Origin of the sequence: Paraburkholderia sp. SEWSISQ10-3 4 (assembly GCF_030464785.1) — a bacterium.
In the GTDB taxonomy this organism is placed as follows: domain Bacteria; phylum Pseudomonadota; class Gammaproteobacteria; order Burkholderiales; family Burkholderiaceae; genus Paraburkholderia; species Paraburkholderia aspalathi.
Window position 1 is genome coordinate 556,473 of record NZ_JALPRI010000001.1, and the last position, 15,502, is coordinate 571,974.

15 protein-coding genes are annotated in these 15,502 nt (G+C 61.0%); 6 read left to right on the forward strand and 9 right to left on the reverse strand.

From position 1 onward, the window contains the following. Nucleotides 1-186: 186 nt before the first annotated feature. On the reverse strand, nt 187-519 hold the full coding sequence (locus M0D68_RS02505; RefSeq protein WP_093636838.1) for a hypothetical protein: 333 nt from the start codon (nt 517-519) through the stop codon (nt 187-189). A gap of 362 nt (nt 520-881) precedes the next feature. Next, nucleotides 882-1,646, reverse strand: coding sequence for an SDR family oxidoreductase (locus M0D68_RS02510; RefSeq protein WP_200565100.1), 765 nt, complete (start codon nt 1,644-1,646; stop codon nt 882-884). Between the two features lie 139 nt (nt 1,647-1,785). Between M0D68_RS02510 and M0D68_RS02515 the strand changes: the two genes are divergently transcribed. Beyond that, nucleotides 1,786-2,703 carry a LysR family transcriptional regulator gene (locus tag M0D68_RS02515; RefSeq protein ID WP_266223685.1) on the forward strand — a complete coding sequence of 306 codons (918 nt, stop codon included), beginning with the start codon at nt 1,786-1,788 and terminating at the stop codon, nt 2,701-2,703. Nucleotides 2,704-2,821: 118 nt separating this feature from the next. Here M0D68_RS02515 and M0D68_RS02520 read toward each other — a convergent pair whose 3' ends face one another. Together M0D68_RS02520 and M0D68_RS02525 are read right to left on the reverse strand one after the other, a co-directional pair. Then, nucleotides 2,822-3,577, reverse strand: coding sequence for an SDR family oxidoreductase (locus M0D68_RS02520; protein WP_211700102.1), 756 nt, complete (start codon nt 3,575-3,577; stop codon nt 2,822-2,824). Nucleotides 3,578-3,625: 48 nt separating this feature from the next. Beyond that, entirely contained in the window at nt 3,626-4,027 is a 402-nt protein-coding gene (locus M0D68_RS02525) for a nuclear transport factor 2 family protein (RefSeq protein WP_266223686.1), read from the reverse strand. A gap of 227 nt (nt 4,028-4,254) precedes the next feature. On the opposite strand from M0D68_RS02525, the gene M0D68_RS02530 reads away from it, so the two are divergent. After that, on the forward strand, nt 4,255-4,893 hold the full coding sequence (locus M0D68_RS02530) for a TetR/AcrR family transcriptional regulator (RefSeq protein ID WP_266223687.1): 639 nt from the start codon (nt 4,255-4,257) through the stop codon (nt 4,891-4,893). Between the two features lie 26 nt (nt 4,894-4,919). On the opposite strand, the gene M0D68_RS02535 is transcribed toward M0D68_RS02530, so the two are convergent. Next, nucleotides 4,920-5,396: an Lrp/AsnC family transcriptional regulator gene (locus M0D68_RS02535; RefSeq protein ID WP_093636822.1), complete on the reverse strand. Its 477-nt coding sequence runs from the start codon at nt 5,394-5,396 to the stop codon at nt 4,920-4,922. A gap of 170 nt (nt 5,397-5,566) precedes the next feature. Between M0D68_RS02535 and M0D68_RS02540 the strand changes: the two genes are divergently transcribed. Both M0D68_RS02540 and M0D68_RS02545 read left to right on the forward strand, forming a co-directional pair. Beyond that, a complete protein-coding gene (locus M0D68_RS02540; RefSeq protein ID WP_266223688.1) occupies nt 5,567-6,796 on the forward strand; it encodes a diaminopropionate ammonia-lyase in 1,230 nt (409 codons plus the stop codon). Between the two features lie 37 nt (nt 6,797-6,833). Continuing rightward, nucleotides 6,834-7,997 (forward strand): M20 aminoacylase family protein, encoded by a 1,164-nt coding sequence (locus M0D68_RS02545; protein WP_266223689.1) that lies wholly within the window; start codon nt 6,834-6,836, stop codon nt 7,995-7,997. A gap of 60 nt (nt 7,998-8,057) precedes the next feature. Here the strand turns inward: M0D68_RS02545 and M0D68_RS02550 are convergent, their stop codons facing one another. After that, entirely contained in the window at nt 8,058-8,717 is a 660-nt protein-coding gene (locus tag M0D68_RS02550; RefSeq protein WP_093636816.1) for an FMN-binding negative transcriptional regulator, read from the reverse strand. Between the two features lie 140 nt (nt 8,718-8,857). On the opposite strand from M0D68_RS02550, the gene M0D68_RS02555 reads away from it, so the two are divergent. After that, nucleotides 8,858-10,381: a PLP-dependent aminotransferase family protein gene (locus M0D68_RS02555; protein ID WP_266223690.1), complete on the forward strand. Its 1,524-nt coding sequence runs from the start codon at nt 8,858-8,860 to the stop codon at nt 10,379-10,381. An 8-nt stretch (nt 10,382-10,389) separates the two neighbouring features. On the opposite strand, the gene M0D68_RS02560 is transcribed toward M0D68_RS02555, so the two are convergent. From M0D68_RS02560 to M0D68_RS02570, 3 genes are read right to left on the reverse strand one after another with little or no spacing between them, the layout of a single operon-like run. Continuing rightward, entirely contained in the window at nt 10,390-11,844 is a 1,455-nt protein-coding gene (locus tag M0D68_RS02560) for an efflux transporter outer membrane subunit (RefSeq protein ID WP_093637180.1), read from the reverse strand. 17 nt (nt 11,845-11,861) lie between these two features. Continuing rightward, nucleotides 11,862-13,460 carry an MDR family MFS transporter gene (locus M0D68_RS02565; protein ID WP_266223691.1) on the reverse strand — a complete coding sequence of 533 codons (1,599 nt, stop codon included), beginning with the start codon at nt 13,458-13,460 and terminating at the stop codon, nt 11,862-11,864. Further along, on the reverse strand, nt 13,453-14,595 hold the full coding sequence (locus M0D68_RS02570) for an HlyD family secretion protein (protein WP_266223692.1): 1,143 nt from the start codon (nt 14,593-14,595) through the stop codon (nt 13,453-13,455). Before M0D68_RS02570 ends, M0D68_RS02565 begins: the two co-directional genes overlap by 8 nt. 109 nt (nt 14,596-14,704) lie before the next feature. Here M0D68_RS02570 and M0D68_RS02575 point away from each other — a divergent pair, with 109 nt between their 5' ends. Further along, complete coding sequence (locus tag M0D68_RS02575; protein ID WP_266223693.1) at nt 14,705-15,484, forward strand: CerR family C-terminal domain-containing protein; 780 nt, start codon at nt 14,705-14,707, stop codon at nt 15,482-15,484. Nucleotides 15,485-15,502 lie beyond the last annotated feature (18 nt).

A 15,502-nucleotide genomic window follows, 5' to 3' on the forward strand; every position in this document is an offset into this window, starting at 1 on the left:
CGCAACATAGCGAGAATCGCGCTCTTGGTATCTTCTGACACGGTTAGCACGTCACTTCCTGTCTGAACCGCTTTCTTGCCATGCTGGCAATACTGATACTCCACGCGAACCGTTACTGACATGATTACGATTTCCTTCCTGTTAAGACTGATATCTGGTGAGTGATCGACGGTTGATCGCTATCAGTCATTCCCGGTTCGACTCGATTCGATTGACGAATCCGCAATCCAGCAAGATCTGACACAAGTCTTCGGGCGAGCAGGATGATCCCGCCACTTCGCTCATCCGCGCGAGAACATCAGAGAACGAAGCAAGTACGCGCCAACTGTCATAGTAAGCATGCAGTTGCGGCACGACCTCGTTGCCCAGTTTTTCCCAGCGGACGGAAAGCATGCCGACCGTTCCGCCGCCCTCCACCCGGTAGAGACCGAAGGTGACGGCCGAGACTACGGACATCACCCGGCAATAGGAAGCCGGGTTCACATAGAATTCACGCCTGAGACGCTCATCGTTGCTCATCGCCGTTCTCCCCCGAGTTTTTACGGTTGTAACCCGTATAACGGCGCGCAGATGTCGAAGCTTGAGTCTTGCAGGCGTCATTTGCCTCGCAACGTGAACACACTCAATAATCAGACGAGAAGCCACACCGGGATGACCAGTGCGGCTACCATTCTCTATCGCCAGCGTTCAATGTCGTTGCACTGCGGCACGAAGCTTTGTTCATGCAAGATCGCGTCCCAACTACGCCCTGCTTTGGAGCAAAAGTAAATGCGAAGCCGCGCAATCAGCATTGCTCGTCAATTCAACGCCCGATATCGGCTCTTTAATTGCCTGGATCTCTTCAAAGAAGGCATCCCGAACATCAGATGCCATCAAGAGATTTACGTCCGCGTAATCGATGCGCCGCCATCGACGAGCGAAGCAGTACCGGTCACGAAGGACGAGTCATCCGACGCGAGATACAGTACCGAACGGGCGAGTTCTTCCGGCCGTGCGACGCGCTTGAGCGCATGCAAGCCGGTCACGAAGGCTTGCGACTCGGCGGTGTCGTTCATGTCGCGATACATCGGCGTGTCCACGGCACCAGGCAGAATGGCGTTGACGCGCACACCTTGCGGGCCATACTCGGCAGCCAGCGCTTGCGTCAGCCCAATCAAACCGGCCTTGCTCGCGGCGTATGCCGCGGTGCCCGGGAAAGCGAATGAGTAGCCAACGAACGTCGACGTGAAGATAACCGACCCGCCACCGTGCTTCACCATCTCGGGGATCTGGTGCTTCGCACCCAAAAAGGCGCTCGTCAGATTGGTCGCCAAAGCAGCCGACCAGCCCGCTTCCGACACGCCCGAAGTCGGGCCCATTTCGCCCAGCGTGCCGGCGTTGTTATAGGCAATGTCGAGCCGGCCGAAGCGGCTCACGGCGAGCGCGACCAGCGCTTTCGCGTAGTCCTCTGACTGCACGTCGCCCGCCAGAAACGCGGCCTCGCCGCCTTCGCTGGCAATTTCGGCTGCGAGCGTTTCAAGTTCAGCTTCGCGGCGCGCCGCGATCACCACTTTTGCGCCTTCCGCGGCGAACAGTTTTGCGGTGGCACGGCCAATTCCCGCGCTGGCGCCGGTCACGATCGCGACTTTTCCTGATAAGCGTTGCATGTTCAATCTCCTGCTGCAGTGTGTTGACCAGTGCCCAGTGCCTTGGTCCGTGAGAAGCAATATAGGCTTCAGTCACTATCGCAGGAAGGCTCAAAACATGGGTATATCATTCAGCATTTGTGAATGATCGGGGAAAGACATGGACCGGCTGCGTGCTTATGAAGTCTTCGTGACCGTGGTGAGCCGCGGCAGCTTCACGCGCGCCGCCGATGCGCTCGAGACGTCGCCCGCCAACGTGACCCGCTACGTGAATGAGCTGGAAGCGCACCTGGGCACACGTCTGCTGAATCGCACCTCGCGCAGGCTTTCGCTGACCGAGGGCGGCGAGACGCTTTACGCTCGCTGCAAATCGATTCTCGACGACGTCGCCGAGACTGAGGGGCTTGTATCATCGGCATCGGTCGAACCGCGCGGCCGATTGCGCATCAATGCGCCTGTGAGCTTCGGCATTTTGCATCTGGCGCCGCTATGGCCCGAGTTCATGCGGAAATATCCCGGCGTGGAACTCGATGTCGCGCTGATTGACCGCGTCGTCGATATCGTCGAGGAAGGCTACGACCTCGCCATTCGCATCTCACGCGCCGGTTCGACCAGCCACGCAGCACGCAAGCTGGCGACATCGAGAAACATTCTGTGTGCGTCGCCGGAGTACCTGGCGCGTTGCGGATACCCTGCTGAGCCAGCCGACTTGATCGAGCATCAATGCATCGGCTACTCGTACGCCGCCACCGGTGACGAGTGGCAACTGATGGACAGTGAGCGCAAAGCGCACACCGTGAAGGTCAACTGCCACATGCATACCAACAACGGCGATACCGCACGTGCGGCTGCGCTCGCCGGGCAAGGCGTGATCTGGCAACCCACCTTTCTTATCGGTAATGACCTGCGCACCGGCAAGCTGGTTCAGGTATTGCCTGACTATCGCTTGCCTGACATCGACGTACTTGCGTTGTATCCGAGCCGTCGGCATCTGAGTGCAAAGATACGCGCGGTGGTCGATTTTCTGGTCGAGGCGTTCGGCGGCGTGCCGCCGTGGGATCGGGATGACGGAGGTTGAACGAAGGTCACGTCGCCTCCGCTCACGATTTGCCACTACCCGGCGCGGCTGAAGCTCGATACTGCTGCCACCGGATACGCGCCGATTTGCCTGCGACGCGTATCCGGCAAGCAGTCACTCACCCACCGAACACTTCCATCATCTGCGCATTGAAGTTATTGACGAAGGCGTGCTCTCCGGGTCCCGGGTTCGCGCGGAACGCCTTCGCCCCTTCGACCAGAACCTCATCCGCGTCCGTTCCGAGGACAGCGATCGTTTCGTCGATGAAGGCGTCAAGCGGCATTGCCTGTTCGGCCTCGCGGCTATTCATGAGGTCCGTGCGCACCCAGGGCGGTGCGATTTCGAGCACGCGAACCTTCGTGTCCCGCAACATGAAGCGTTGCGAGAGGACGTACGAATGCAGCGCCGCCTTGGTCGACGAATACACCGACGTCACGGCCAACGGAACGAAAGCGAGGACCGAACTTGTATAGGCGACGACGGCGTCGTTCCGGGTCTTGAGATGATCGAGCAGCGCCGACGTCATGCGGATCGGCCCGATGAGATTGGTCGTGACGGTGGACACCAGCAGCGCGTCGTCGATGTGGCCGCCCGCTTGGTCGGGCTCCATGATCCCAGCGTTGTTGATCAGCACGTTGAGGTCGGGATAGTCCGCAATCAGTTGCGCCGCTACCTTCTCGATGCTGGCCGGATCGGCAATGTCGAGCTCGATTGCAGACATGCCGGGATTCGCTGCCACTACCTCGTCGAGATGTCCGCGCCGGCGGCCGCTGATGATGACCTTGTTGCCGCGCTTGTGGAGTGCTTCGGCAAGCCCGCGGCCAATGCCAGAACCGCCGCCCGTAATGAAGATCGTGTTTCCGGTGAGTTTCATGATCGTATTCCTGATGAAGTTGATTTGCTGTAGATGAGGTGGGCGTGGTCAGGCAGGGAAGCTGTCGCCGAACATCGGCAGACCGCTCGCTGATTCGGCCCGGGTCGCTTCGTCCTGAAGCACGTCCCAGTGCTCGGCGAGCTTGCCGTTTTCAAAGCGGACGACGTCGGCTGCTATCCACGCAGCGGGCCGGCCGTGTCCCGAGAAGCGCCCATGTGCAATGACGTAGTCGCCTTCGGCCAGAATCAGTTGGTTCTCATAGCGCAAGGTGTCGGGCAGCGTGCGAATCAGGTCGAACAGGCCATCCCGTCCTGGCGCGATATGAGCGCTATGTTGGATGTAGCGATCGGACCAGAAGCGCTCAGCGGCTGCGTAGTCGCGCTTGTTGAACAGGGTGTCGAATGCTTCCAGCACGAGCGCCTTGTTCTGTTCAGGGGTTGTCTTCGTCATGGTGATGCCCTCTTTCAAGAGTGAGGTGACGACGCACTCAGGCGTCGAATAACCGTGGCGCCTCCTGTTGCCTGGACACTCAGGTAAAGAAGGCTATACTTAAGACAATGGTGAATGACATTGTCATTGAAGCGGATTGTGGGCGGCCGCCCTGACGATGTCAATGGTGATCACCATTGTATTTTTCGATCGGTCTTATTAGGTCGCTATCGACCAAAGGGGGGAAAGTGGGTGTTTCCAGACAGCAAGCGATGGAAAACCGGCACGCAATCGTGGCCGCGGCTGAAAAGCTGTTTCGCGAGCGTGGCGTCGATGCGGTCGGTCTCGCCGAGTTGATGAAGGCGGCGGGCTTTACGCAGGGCGGTTTCTACAACCACTTCAAATCAAAAGACGCGCTGGTCGCCGCGGTGATGGAAAAGGCGATGGAAGAAGGGGGAGAGGCTTATGCCGCCCTGATCGACGGCGCGAAGTCATCTGGCGCTGACCCGGTCAAGTACAACATTGAGTGGTACCTGTCTCCCGAGCATCGCGCGAATATTGAGGCGGGGTGCCCGTGGTCGGGATTTGTAGGCGACGCCCGCCGATTCGACGACGTCGCGCGCGGCGCTTACGCAGAGGGACTCACGGTGAACCTCGACCGATTCGCCAAGGTCATCGAAGAGACCGAGGGGATCAGCGAAGGCGGTCGCAGCAAGGCGATCACTTTGTTTAGTCAGATGGTCGGCGCGCTGCTGCTTTCGCGTGCTGTTGCAGATGTTGATCCGGCGCTCGCGGATGAAATTCTTGACGAGGGTCGCCGGCATCTTCTCGCTGCGGTGGAGACGCAGGCTGAAACTCAATCGCGCGGACACTCGCGGCGGCGGTAAGCCAATGTGTCGTTCGGCGGTGTGCCTCAGTCATCGATATCGACAGGCACGCCCAATCCAACCTTCACGCGGCTCATGCTCACGAGCGTCTTGAAGCGCTTCACATTGTTATTGGAAAAGAACAACTGCCGGGTCAGGTCGTTGTATTGCTCCATGTCCCGCACTGTGAAGATCAAGACGAAATCCCATTCCCCCGCGACGTAGTAGCACTGCTGGATCTGCGGGCATTGCTCAAAGGTTCGCTTCATGGAATCGAGCAGGTCGATCTGTTCGCTCTCGACTTCCACCATTGAAACGATGGTGAGAGGACAACCCACCTTTTCGGGCGCGACGATCGCTGTGTACCGGTCAATCACGCCGTCTTCGGCGAGGCGGCGCAAACGGCGGTTCACCGCGGCAGTTGAGAGGTTAACCCGGGCGCCAAGTTCGTTTTGCGGGAGTTGAGCGTCCTGCTGGACCTCGGCTAACAGCTTGCGATCGAAAGCGTCGAGAGTGATAGCCATGAGGCGGGTCCTTGTAGGAAAGCGAGAAATTATTGCGCCGGGACCCCAGATTTAGGGATTAATTTGAGCACGTCAAGCAATATTATTTTGGCATTGGCTGACGTATCGATTCCCAGCGGCGGGGAATCTGATGGTCCTGCCCGACATTCATTCACAGGAGCCACACCGCAATGCTGATCGCGAACGAGCGCGCGTCGCACACCGACTACCCGAACGAGCTGAAGGTAGTTCTCAACGTGGAGGCCGCCGAACAGAGCCGCGCATGGCTAAAGAACTGGGCGCTTCTCGGTTCCTCCGCTACCCCGCTATGGAATCTTCCCGATGCGGCGGCGCGACTTGGCATAGCGCGTCTGTGCGTCAAGGACGAATCCGTCCGTTCACCGCTCGGTAGCTTCAAGGCGCTGGGCGCACCTATTGCGCTCGTGCGCCTGATTTTGCGTTTGTGGCCCGAGCACAATCTCGATCCGAAGGGTTTGATCGAGGGACGCTACAAGGACATGCTCACGAACTTCGTCGTGATCAGCGCGACCGACGGCAACCATGGCAAAGCCCTGGCCGCAGCGGCACAAACACTCGGATGCAATTGCGTGATCGTCCTGCACGCCAACGTGAGCGCTGAACGCGAGCGGGCCATCGCCGCATACGGTGCGCAGATCATTCGTATCAAGGGCAACTACGACGAGTCGGTGGAAGAAGCTGCGCGCCTTGCAAAAGACAACGCTTGGCATGTGGTCTCAGACACATCCTATGAAGGATATGAAGCCATTCCTCGCGACGTCATGCAGGGCTACGGCGCGATCGCTGCCGAGATCATCGAGCAATCCGAAAGTCATGCTGACGAATGCGCCTTCACCCATGTATTTCTGCAAGGCGGTGTCGGCGGTCTTGCTGCCGGGGTCGCCAGCTATCTTTGGGAAGTTCACGGCAGCAAACGCCCGCGCTTCGTTGTCGTCGAGCCACAGCAGGCAGACTGCCTGTATCAAAGTGCGCGCGAAGGCCGGGCGGCGAAAGCAACCGGCTCCGTCGATTCAATCATGGCCGGCCTTGCATGCGGCGAAGCTTCACCGCTCGCGTGGAAAATCCTCGAGTCGTGCGTCGACGATTTCATGACGATCAGCGACGAAGACGCGATTACCGCGATGCGCACGCTCGCAGTTGGAACGGGTGCGGACGTTCCGCTGGTAGTCGGTGAATCCGGCGCAGCGGGTTACGCGGGCCTCGAAGTCCTCATGCAGGATTCGCAACTGGCACGCGCCGCCGGCCTGGACAAAGATTCGCGCGTTCTCGTGATCAGCACCGAGGGAGCAACGGCGCCGTCGGTCTACCGCGAATGCGTGGGCGAAACGGCCGACTCGGTGCTTTCACGTCAGACTCAATGGCTCGAAGCCGCGGTTCGATAAGACAAGCCGAATGGTCACCGAAAAAGAGGTAGACGTTATGGAAATCGCCTTGCAATCGCAGTTGAAGAGTTGGCGTCAGCATCTGCACCAGAACCCGGAAACCGGCTTCGAGGAAGTCGCGACTTCTGACTATGTCGCGCGCGCCTTGAAGGCACTCGGCCTCGACGTGCACCGAGGAATCGGCGGCACCGGACTCGTCGCCAATCTCACCGTCGGCAATGGCCGTGGCGTGATTGGTCTGCGCGCCGACATGGATGCACTCAATATTGCGGAGAACGCACCGGACCGCCCGTATGCCTCGCGAACGCAAGGCAAGATGCACGCCTGCGGACACGACGGACATATGTCGATGATTCTCGGCGCGGCGCGCCTGCTTGCCGAAAAGAAGAATTTCAACGGCACCGTACGATTCATTTTTCAACCGGCCGAAGAACATGGCCGCGGTGCGAAAGCAATGATGAACGACGGGCTTTTCGAACGATATCCTGTCGACGCGATCTTTGGCGCGCACAACATGCCCGGTATGGCCGCCGGAACCTTCGCGACACGCGCGGGCGGCATTATGGCCAGCGAAGACAATTTCGTCATCCATATCAAGGCTCGCGGCACGCATGCAGCGAGGCCGCACATGGGCGTCGATCCGATTGTGATCGCGTCGCAAATCGTGCTGGCATTGCAGACAATCGTGTCCCGCAATCTCGATCCGGGCCTGCAGGCGGTGATCTCCTGCACGGAGTTCATTACGGATGGCATCCGCAATGTCATCCCGTCGAACGTAACGATCAAGGGCGACACGCGCAGCTACATGCCCGAAGTTCAGACCATGCTGGCAAACCGCATGCGAGAAATCAGCGAAGGGATCTGCCACGCGCACGGGGCTGAATGTGCGTTCGAATACACGCACGAATTCGCGCCTACGGTGAATTCACCGGAATATGTGGACCTTGCCGTTTCGGCCGCGCGCAATATCGTAGGCGCAGATAACGTCGACGCCGGCGTGCAACCCATGATGATCTCCGAAGATTTCGGCGCGTTCCTTCAGGCAGTGCCGGGCAATTTCATTTTCATCGGCAATGGCGAGACGGGGAAGGAAGGGAGTACGCCACTCCACAACGCCACCTACGATTTCAACGACGAGATATTGCTCACCGGTGCGCGATATTTTGCTGAAATCGCGCGGCTCGCGCTCCCTTCTGCCTGAGCTACGTCCCCTTGCTGCCCGGCATCAGAGACCGGCGCTGGCCGCGGTTTTTGATGAGCGTCAGGCGGGGGAATCACCCGCCTTCGCAGCCTTTATGGCGGCGCACTCAAGCATGGCTTCGCCGATCACGTTTTCTCCCCGCTCGTTGAGAGCAGCGCCGGCCCCTTCGATATCCCGCACTTCCTTGTTCTGGCCGAGCTTGATCTTCCCGACCAGGCGCGTGATTTCGATCTCAACGCCGACGATCGCCTTGAGCATCATATCGATGTAGTCGGCGGTGCTGTCCGTCATCTTCCACGGACGAGTCTGGGAGGCTTCATGAGTCCGTGTGAGGCGAGCGACCAGCCCGCGAACATAGCGTTCGTCATCGCGGATGGTCACCCGGCCGTGCGCGTGGACCACCCTGTAGTTCCATGTCGGCACCTGCTTGTGCAACTCGTGCTTGCTCGGATACCAGTTGGGCGAGATGTAAGCGTCGCCCGCGCGAAACACGACTAGTACCTCGTCCCCGTTGGCCACGTCCTGCCAGACCGGATTGGCGCGAGCCACGTGAGCATGAAGGACGCCGTACGCGCCCTCGCCGGCTTTCAGATCAAACGGAATGTGGTTGGCGTCCAGACCACTTTTGCCATGCGTGATCAGCGTGCCGAACGGATTCTCTGTGATCAGCGAGTGCAGCACCTCGGTGCGCGGTTCATCAAAATGAGTGGGTACGTACATAGGGGCTCCGTGATGAGTGCAGCGATGCGCTAACCCTCATTGCAGGCAACGCCGGTGCGGCAGGCCTGGAAAGAATTGTGGCGGCAAACTGGTTTATATTGTAGAACCAGTTTGGATCATTTTCTTTGGACCAGAAAGCCATGGCTCGCAAACCGAAAGCGGTGGAAGTTCCGGCGATCGGCATGCTGGATCGAGCTGCGGGCCATTTGGGCCGCCAGCTCGCCCAGGCACTCCGCGAGGCCGTCCGCCGTGGCGACCTCAAACCCGGTGAAGTGCTCCCCTCCACGCGCACCTTAGCTGCGTCCTTGCATGTTGCACGGGGAACCGTCGTCGAGGCATTCGAGCAACTGATCGCCGAAGGCTTTCTGCAATCGCAGCCTGGCTCCGACACGCGCGTGGCGCAATCGTTGACGCTCCCTGCCGATGTCCGAGGGCGGTCCTCATCCGTTGAAACTGCCCCGCTTCCAGAACGCGCCCATCTTTTCGCACAGGTTGCACGTCAATTTTCTGCCGTGCCGCAAGCGCCTTTTGCAGTTTCAGTACCCATTGGCCCTGCCGCTCCGGACGATATCTGGCGCCGGCTCGGCAACCGGCTGCGCGCCCGCGGACCCGGCGCGCCGGCGGGGTATGGCGACCCACAAGGAGCGTTGGCGCTGCGCGAAGCAGTGGCCGACTACGTCAGGAAATCGCGCTCGGTTCGTTGCGAGGCGGAACAGGTGATCATCACGAGCGGCACACAGCAAGGCCTTTACCTGTCATGCCAGGTGCTGCTCGATGGCGATGCCTCGGCGTGGGTAGAGGACCCGGCGTATCGGGGCATTACGGCTATTCTGGAAAGCACCGGTCGCCCGGAACGCATGATCCGGGTACCCGTCGATGCGGAGGGCCTCAACGTCGATGAGGGTATCAAGCTGGCACCACACGCACGGGCGGCATTCGTCACGTCGTCGCACCAATATCCTCTCGGAATGCCATTGAGCATGGCGCGGCGCAACGCGCTGTTGGCGTGGGCCCGCGCGAACAACGCCTGGGTGGTCGAAGACGACTACGACAGCGAGCTGCGTTATGCGGGACACCCGTTTCCGTCGCTGCAGGGACTCGACCCTAACCGGGTGGTCTATCTCGGCACCTTTAGCAAGATCCTGTTTCCGTCATTGCGGCTCGGCTATGCCGTCGTCCCGCAGAACCTCGTGGAGGCATTCTGCGGCGCGCGCGTGCTCATGGATCGCAATCCCCCGAACGCGGATCAGCATGTACTGGCGGCTTTCATCGCTGAAGGCCATCTGGATCGTCACATCCGGCGTATTCGCGGCGTCTATGCGGATCGCCGCGCGTGCATCATCGAGACGCTCGAGCGACTGCTGCCGAAAGAGGTCGCCTGGTTGCAGCCGAGCGATCAGGGCATGCACCTTGTGCTTTGGCTCGGAGGGAATGTCGACGACAGGTTGGTCGCGTCGTTAGCGGGCGAACGCGGCGTTGCTGTACGAGCGGTGTCGCCCATGTATTCAGGTGGAAAAGGTCCAATGGGTTTGATACTGGGTCTCGGCGGTTTCAGCGACGCCGAAATTGAAACTGCTACTCAACGTCTCGCCGCGTGTATCGCGGCTGCGGCAAAAGCGGCGCGCCGTGCGAATCCGCAGGGCGCCGCTACCGTTAAAGCGTAACCTGCGCACTAGCCTTGCTGCGCTTGCCAGCCGATGCCAAGACTCTTCTGCAGTGACACAAAGTCCTTGAGCAATTCGGCCTGTCCCGCGACCACATTCTGCTGCGCGGTGAATTCTTCGCGTTGCGTGTCGAGCAGATCGATCAGCGTGGCGACACCGGCGGAATAGCGCTGCCGCATCAGCGTGGCCGAGTGGCTTGCTGAGGTTTCCACCTTTTGCAGTGTGACGACATGATCGCGCTGATGCCCATAGCGCGAGAGCGACGAGTTCGCGTCCTGCAACGCGCCGAGCACGGCCTTCGTATAACGCGCCTCGGCTTCGTCACGCGATGCCTCGGCTGCGTGCACGCTACCCAATGTGCGGCCAAAATCGAACGCGTTCCATTGCAGATACGGCGCGGTGATCCAACTGAAATTGTTCTTGCGCACGAGATGCCCCGGATCGCCCGCGCTGAAGCCGATATCGCCGAGCAACGTCACCTTCGGGAAAAAATCCGCGATGTGTTCGCCGATCTGCGCATTGCTCGACGCAAGCCGCCGCTCCGCTGCGCGAATGTCGGGACGCTGCTGCAACATCGCCGACGGATCGCCGATCGCCACTGTCCCGGGCAACGCCGGCAGCGGCCGTGTACCTGCGAGTTGCTGGTCTAGCGCGCCGGGCTCACGGCCGGTCAGTACGGCGAGACGATCGAGCGAATCGGTGAGTTGCGCGTCAAGCGGAATCAGCGTTGCGCGTGTGTTTTCAACCTGCGTGCTCAGGCGTTCCACATCGAGGTCTGCTGCCGTGCCGCGCTCCCGGCGCTGCTGCGTGAGCGTCAACATCTTCTGTTCGGTCTCTGCCTGACGCCGCGCGAGTTCAAGCCGCGTCTGCTGGTCGCGCAGTTCGATGTAGACCTGCGCAACCTCAGCCGCGAGCGACACCTGGGTGTCCGCGAGATCGGCGTCGACGGCTTCCGCATCCGCGGACGCCGCTTCGATAGCGCGCCGCGTGCCGCCAAACAGATCGATTTCCCACGTGGCGTCGAAGCCTGCGGTGTAGAGCTGCAACGGGCCGCGACCCGACGATGTGCTACTGCCTGAGCTGAGCGAACTCAGATCAGGCGAGCGCATGCGCAGCGCTGCAGCATCGCCGGAGATTTTCGGCAATTCGTTCGCACGTTGCTTCTGCAGTTGTGAACGCGATTCCCGCAAGCGGGCCTGCGCAATATGCACGTCGGGACTATGCGCAAAGGCCGCGGCAATGAGATCGTTCAGCTGCGGATCGTTGAATGCGAGCCACCACTGGTTCGGCGCGGGCGTCGCGGTCGTACCGGCAGCCGGCGCACGCACGAAGGTCGCGCTGCTGCGGGCGTCCTGCGCAACCGGCGGCGCGCCGTGATAATCCGGGCCGACCGTGCAACCCGACAAGGCGGACAAAAGCACGGCGGCGGCCAGTGCGATAGACGAGGGACGGTTGAACATCATGGTGTGATGAAAAAACATTAGTGTCCGGCGGAAGAAGGCGGCGGTGCGTTCCGGCTGGGTGTTTTCAGAAGCAGCGCAAGCGGAATGCAGGCGATCAGCGCGATGCCGAGCAGATAGAAGGTCTCCGAATAGGTCATCACGATGGCCTGCTGCTGGATTTGCGCGCCGAGTTGCCCAAGCGCGCGCACCTGCGAGTACGCCATGTCGCCCGTATGGGCGAACCAGTTCGCCGCGTTCGCCGTCAGGCTCTCCTGCCCAATCAGCGAATTGGCACTGACCGACTCGCGGATCATCGCGGTATGAAAGGTCGTGCGCCGGTCGATTACGGTACCGATGATCGCAAGGCCGATCGACCCGCCGAGATTGCGCGCCATGTTGTAGAGACCGGCGGCGTCGCCGGAATCTTCGCGCGACACGGCCGCCATCGACGCTTGATTGAGCGGCATCATCGCGAGCATCTGGGCGGTGCCGCGTATCAGTTGCGACCAGATGAAATCGTGCCCGACGCTCTGCGCCGTCAACTCAATGTCGATCATGCAGCTGATTGCGTACAACACCAGCCCGGTAATCACCAGCACGCGGAAATCGACCTTGCCGAGCAGCCGCGGCAGGATCGGCATGATCATGAAGGCGGGCAGCCCGGAAAGCAGCATGATCGCGCCAGACTGTTCCGCGTTGTAGCCCGCGACCACCCCGAGAAACTGCGGCAGCAGATACGACACACCATAAAGCGCTGCGCCGACCGCGGACACAATCACGATCACGCTCGCGTAATTCGGGTTGCGCATCAGACCCAGGCGCACGATCGGCTTCTTTGCGGTCATTTGCGAGGCGGCGATCAGGATCATGCCGAAGACCGACACGCAGGTAAGCGCCACGATCATCGACGATTCGAACCAGCGCTCGCGCTGGCCTTCTTCGAGCACGACCGTGAGCGAACTGAGGCCGATCGCGAGACCGACGATGCCAAGCCAATCCGCCTTGAAAAACGCCTCCCAGTGCGGCCGGTCTGACGGCAGGCCGACGATCAACAGCGTCATCAGCGCAAGGCAGATCGGCAGATTCATGAAGAAGCACCAGCTCCAGCTGATGTTCTCCGCAAGCCAGCCACCCACAACCGGTCCCAGCAGCGGCCCGAGCAACACGATCAAGCCGAACATGGTCATGCCGACCGGCATCTGCGATAGCGGCAAGCGTGTGCGGATGATGGTCTGCGCCGTCGGGATCAGCGCGCCGCCCGTGAAGCCCTGGCCGATGCGGCCTGCGATCATCATGGGTAAGGTGTGTGACCAGCCGCACATCATCGAAAAGGCAATGAAAAGCGCCGAATTGGCGAGCAGAAAATTGCGCAGGCCGAACACGCGCGTAAGCCATGCCGCCAGCGGAATCATCACGATTTCCGACATCAGATAGCCGGTCGAAATCCAGGTGCCTTCCGTACCGGTGGCGCCGATTTCGCCCTGGATCTGCGGCAGCGCGGAGTTCGTGATCGAGATGTCGAGCGTCGCCATCAGGGCGCCGAGCGCGCCCGCGGCGACGGCGATCCAGTCGCCGACGCTGGCTCGCTCTTCACCACGCGGTGCAGCGGCGGGAGTTGTGGTTCCCGATTCAGCCACGATGGTTCTCGCTGTCGATGCGTGCGTCACGATCGCGCGCGGAACGTGTGTCGACATCCACGGTTACCGACAGCCCCGGCAAGAGCACGCTGCGCGTCTCAGCCCCCGTGTCGATCCGAATCCGCACGGGCACCCGCTGCACGATTTTCGTAAAGTTGCCGGTAGCGTTTTCCGGCGGCAGCAGCGCGAATTGCGAGCCCGTACCAGGCGAGAAACTATCGATCACGCCGTGCAGCGTATGACCGGGCAACGCGTCGACATGCATTTCCACCGGCTGACCCACGCGCATCCCGCCCACCTGCGTTTCCTTGAAATTCGCCAGCAAATAGGTGCTTTGGACCGGCACGACCGTCAGCATCCGCGTGCCGGGTTGCACGTACTGACCCACGCGCACGGTGCGATCGCCGACCTTGCCGCCAAGGACACTGCGCACCACAGTGTTGTCGAGATCGAGTTGCGATTGCTGTGCGCTGGCCTGGGTCGCTTCGAGTTGCGCACGCGCCTGAGCGAGCTGCGCGGTAGCCGAACCAATCTGCGAGCGTGCGGCCTCGACCGCCGCCGCATTCGCGGCAAGCGTGGCATTCGCCTGATCGCGGCTGCTGGTCAATTCCGCCAACCGTTCGCTGCTTTCAGCGCCGGTGGCGACGAGCGGCGCGTAGCGCCGCACTTCGTCGCTCGCATGCTGCGCACTAACGCGCGCCACCTGCTGCTGCGCCTGGGCCTGCGCAATGTTGGACTGCTGCTGTTTGATGTCGGCCTGCGCGCGTTCGATGTCGGCCTTGCGGGCATCGATCGTGGCCCGCGCCTGGTCGAGCGCGACCTGATACTGGCGGGCGTCGAGATGAACAAGCGGATCGCCAGGCTTCACGACCTGGTTGTCCGCGACGTAAACTTCCGTAACGTAACCGGCAATCTTGGGCGCCACGGTGACGCTGTCGGCCTGCAGATAGGCGTCGTCGGTGCTTTCGATGAAGCGGCCCACGGTCCACCAGCGGGCGAGCCAGACGGCGCCGACGATCAGCGCGACCACGCCGAGCGCGATCAGCACCGTGCGCCGGCTGGGACGCCTCGCGCCTGCTGCGGGCGAATCTTCGGCGGGTATCGGGCGGGAGGGAGAGCCTGCAGTCGCTGACATCGTATCGGTCCAATTGTTTCCACGTGGCACAATTATTCCAGTTGATCAAATTGTGTCAAGTGATATATTTCTTACGAATTCCCGCACTACGCGTAATGGAGAAAGATGCATGAGCACCGCAAAGAAGCTGCGCCGCTCGCCGGAAGGCGGCTATGCACGCGGCGACGAAACGCGGCACCGGATCATCGAGGCGGCGATCGAACTGTTTGGCGAACACGGTTTCGAGGGCGCGTCGACACGCGACATCGCGGCCCGCGCCGGCGTCAACGCGCCCGCGCTGCAGTACTACTTCGAGAATAAGGAAGGGGTGTATCGCGCCTGCGTCGAGATGCTCGCTGACGACGCATGGGAGACATTCGGCCCGGCCATCGAACATGCGCAGGAAGCGCTGCGTGAAAACGCCGACACGCCGGCGTTGATCGACGCCTTCATCGGCATTCAGACAGCGATCGCGCACGGCGCTTTCGTCAAGGCAAGCAAGCCCGGCCGGCGGATGTTCTTCGCACGCGAGCAGGCGGGACATGAACCTCAGAGCGCCATGCAGATTTTCGGCTGCCGGATCCGCCAGCCGCTCAACGACGTCAGCGTGGCGCTAGTGGCGCGAATTTCCGGGCGCGCTGTCGACGATCCGGTCATCTTGATCCGCACCTTCAGCCTGCATGGGCAACTGGTGATTTTTCACCTCGCGCATCCGTCCAAACTGTCGATGCTCGGCTGGAAGAGCATCGACGCGGAGAAGGCGGCACTGCTCACGGCGACCGTCCGCGATCAGAGTCGCACGCTGCTCGAGCATTGGAGCCGGGAACGTGACGAGGCGCACACGCCTCCCGCGCAAACCACGCAAACCACGCAAACGACGAGCAAAGGAAAGCCGCGCAAGCAGCAGTGATCTCAGGCCGGCGCACGG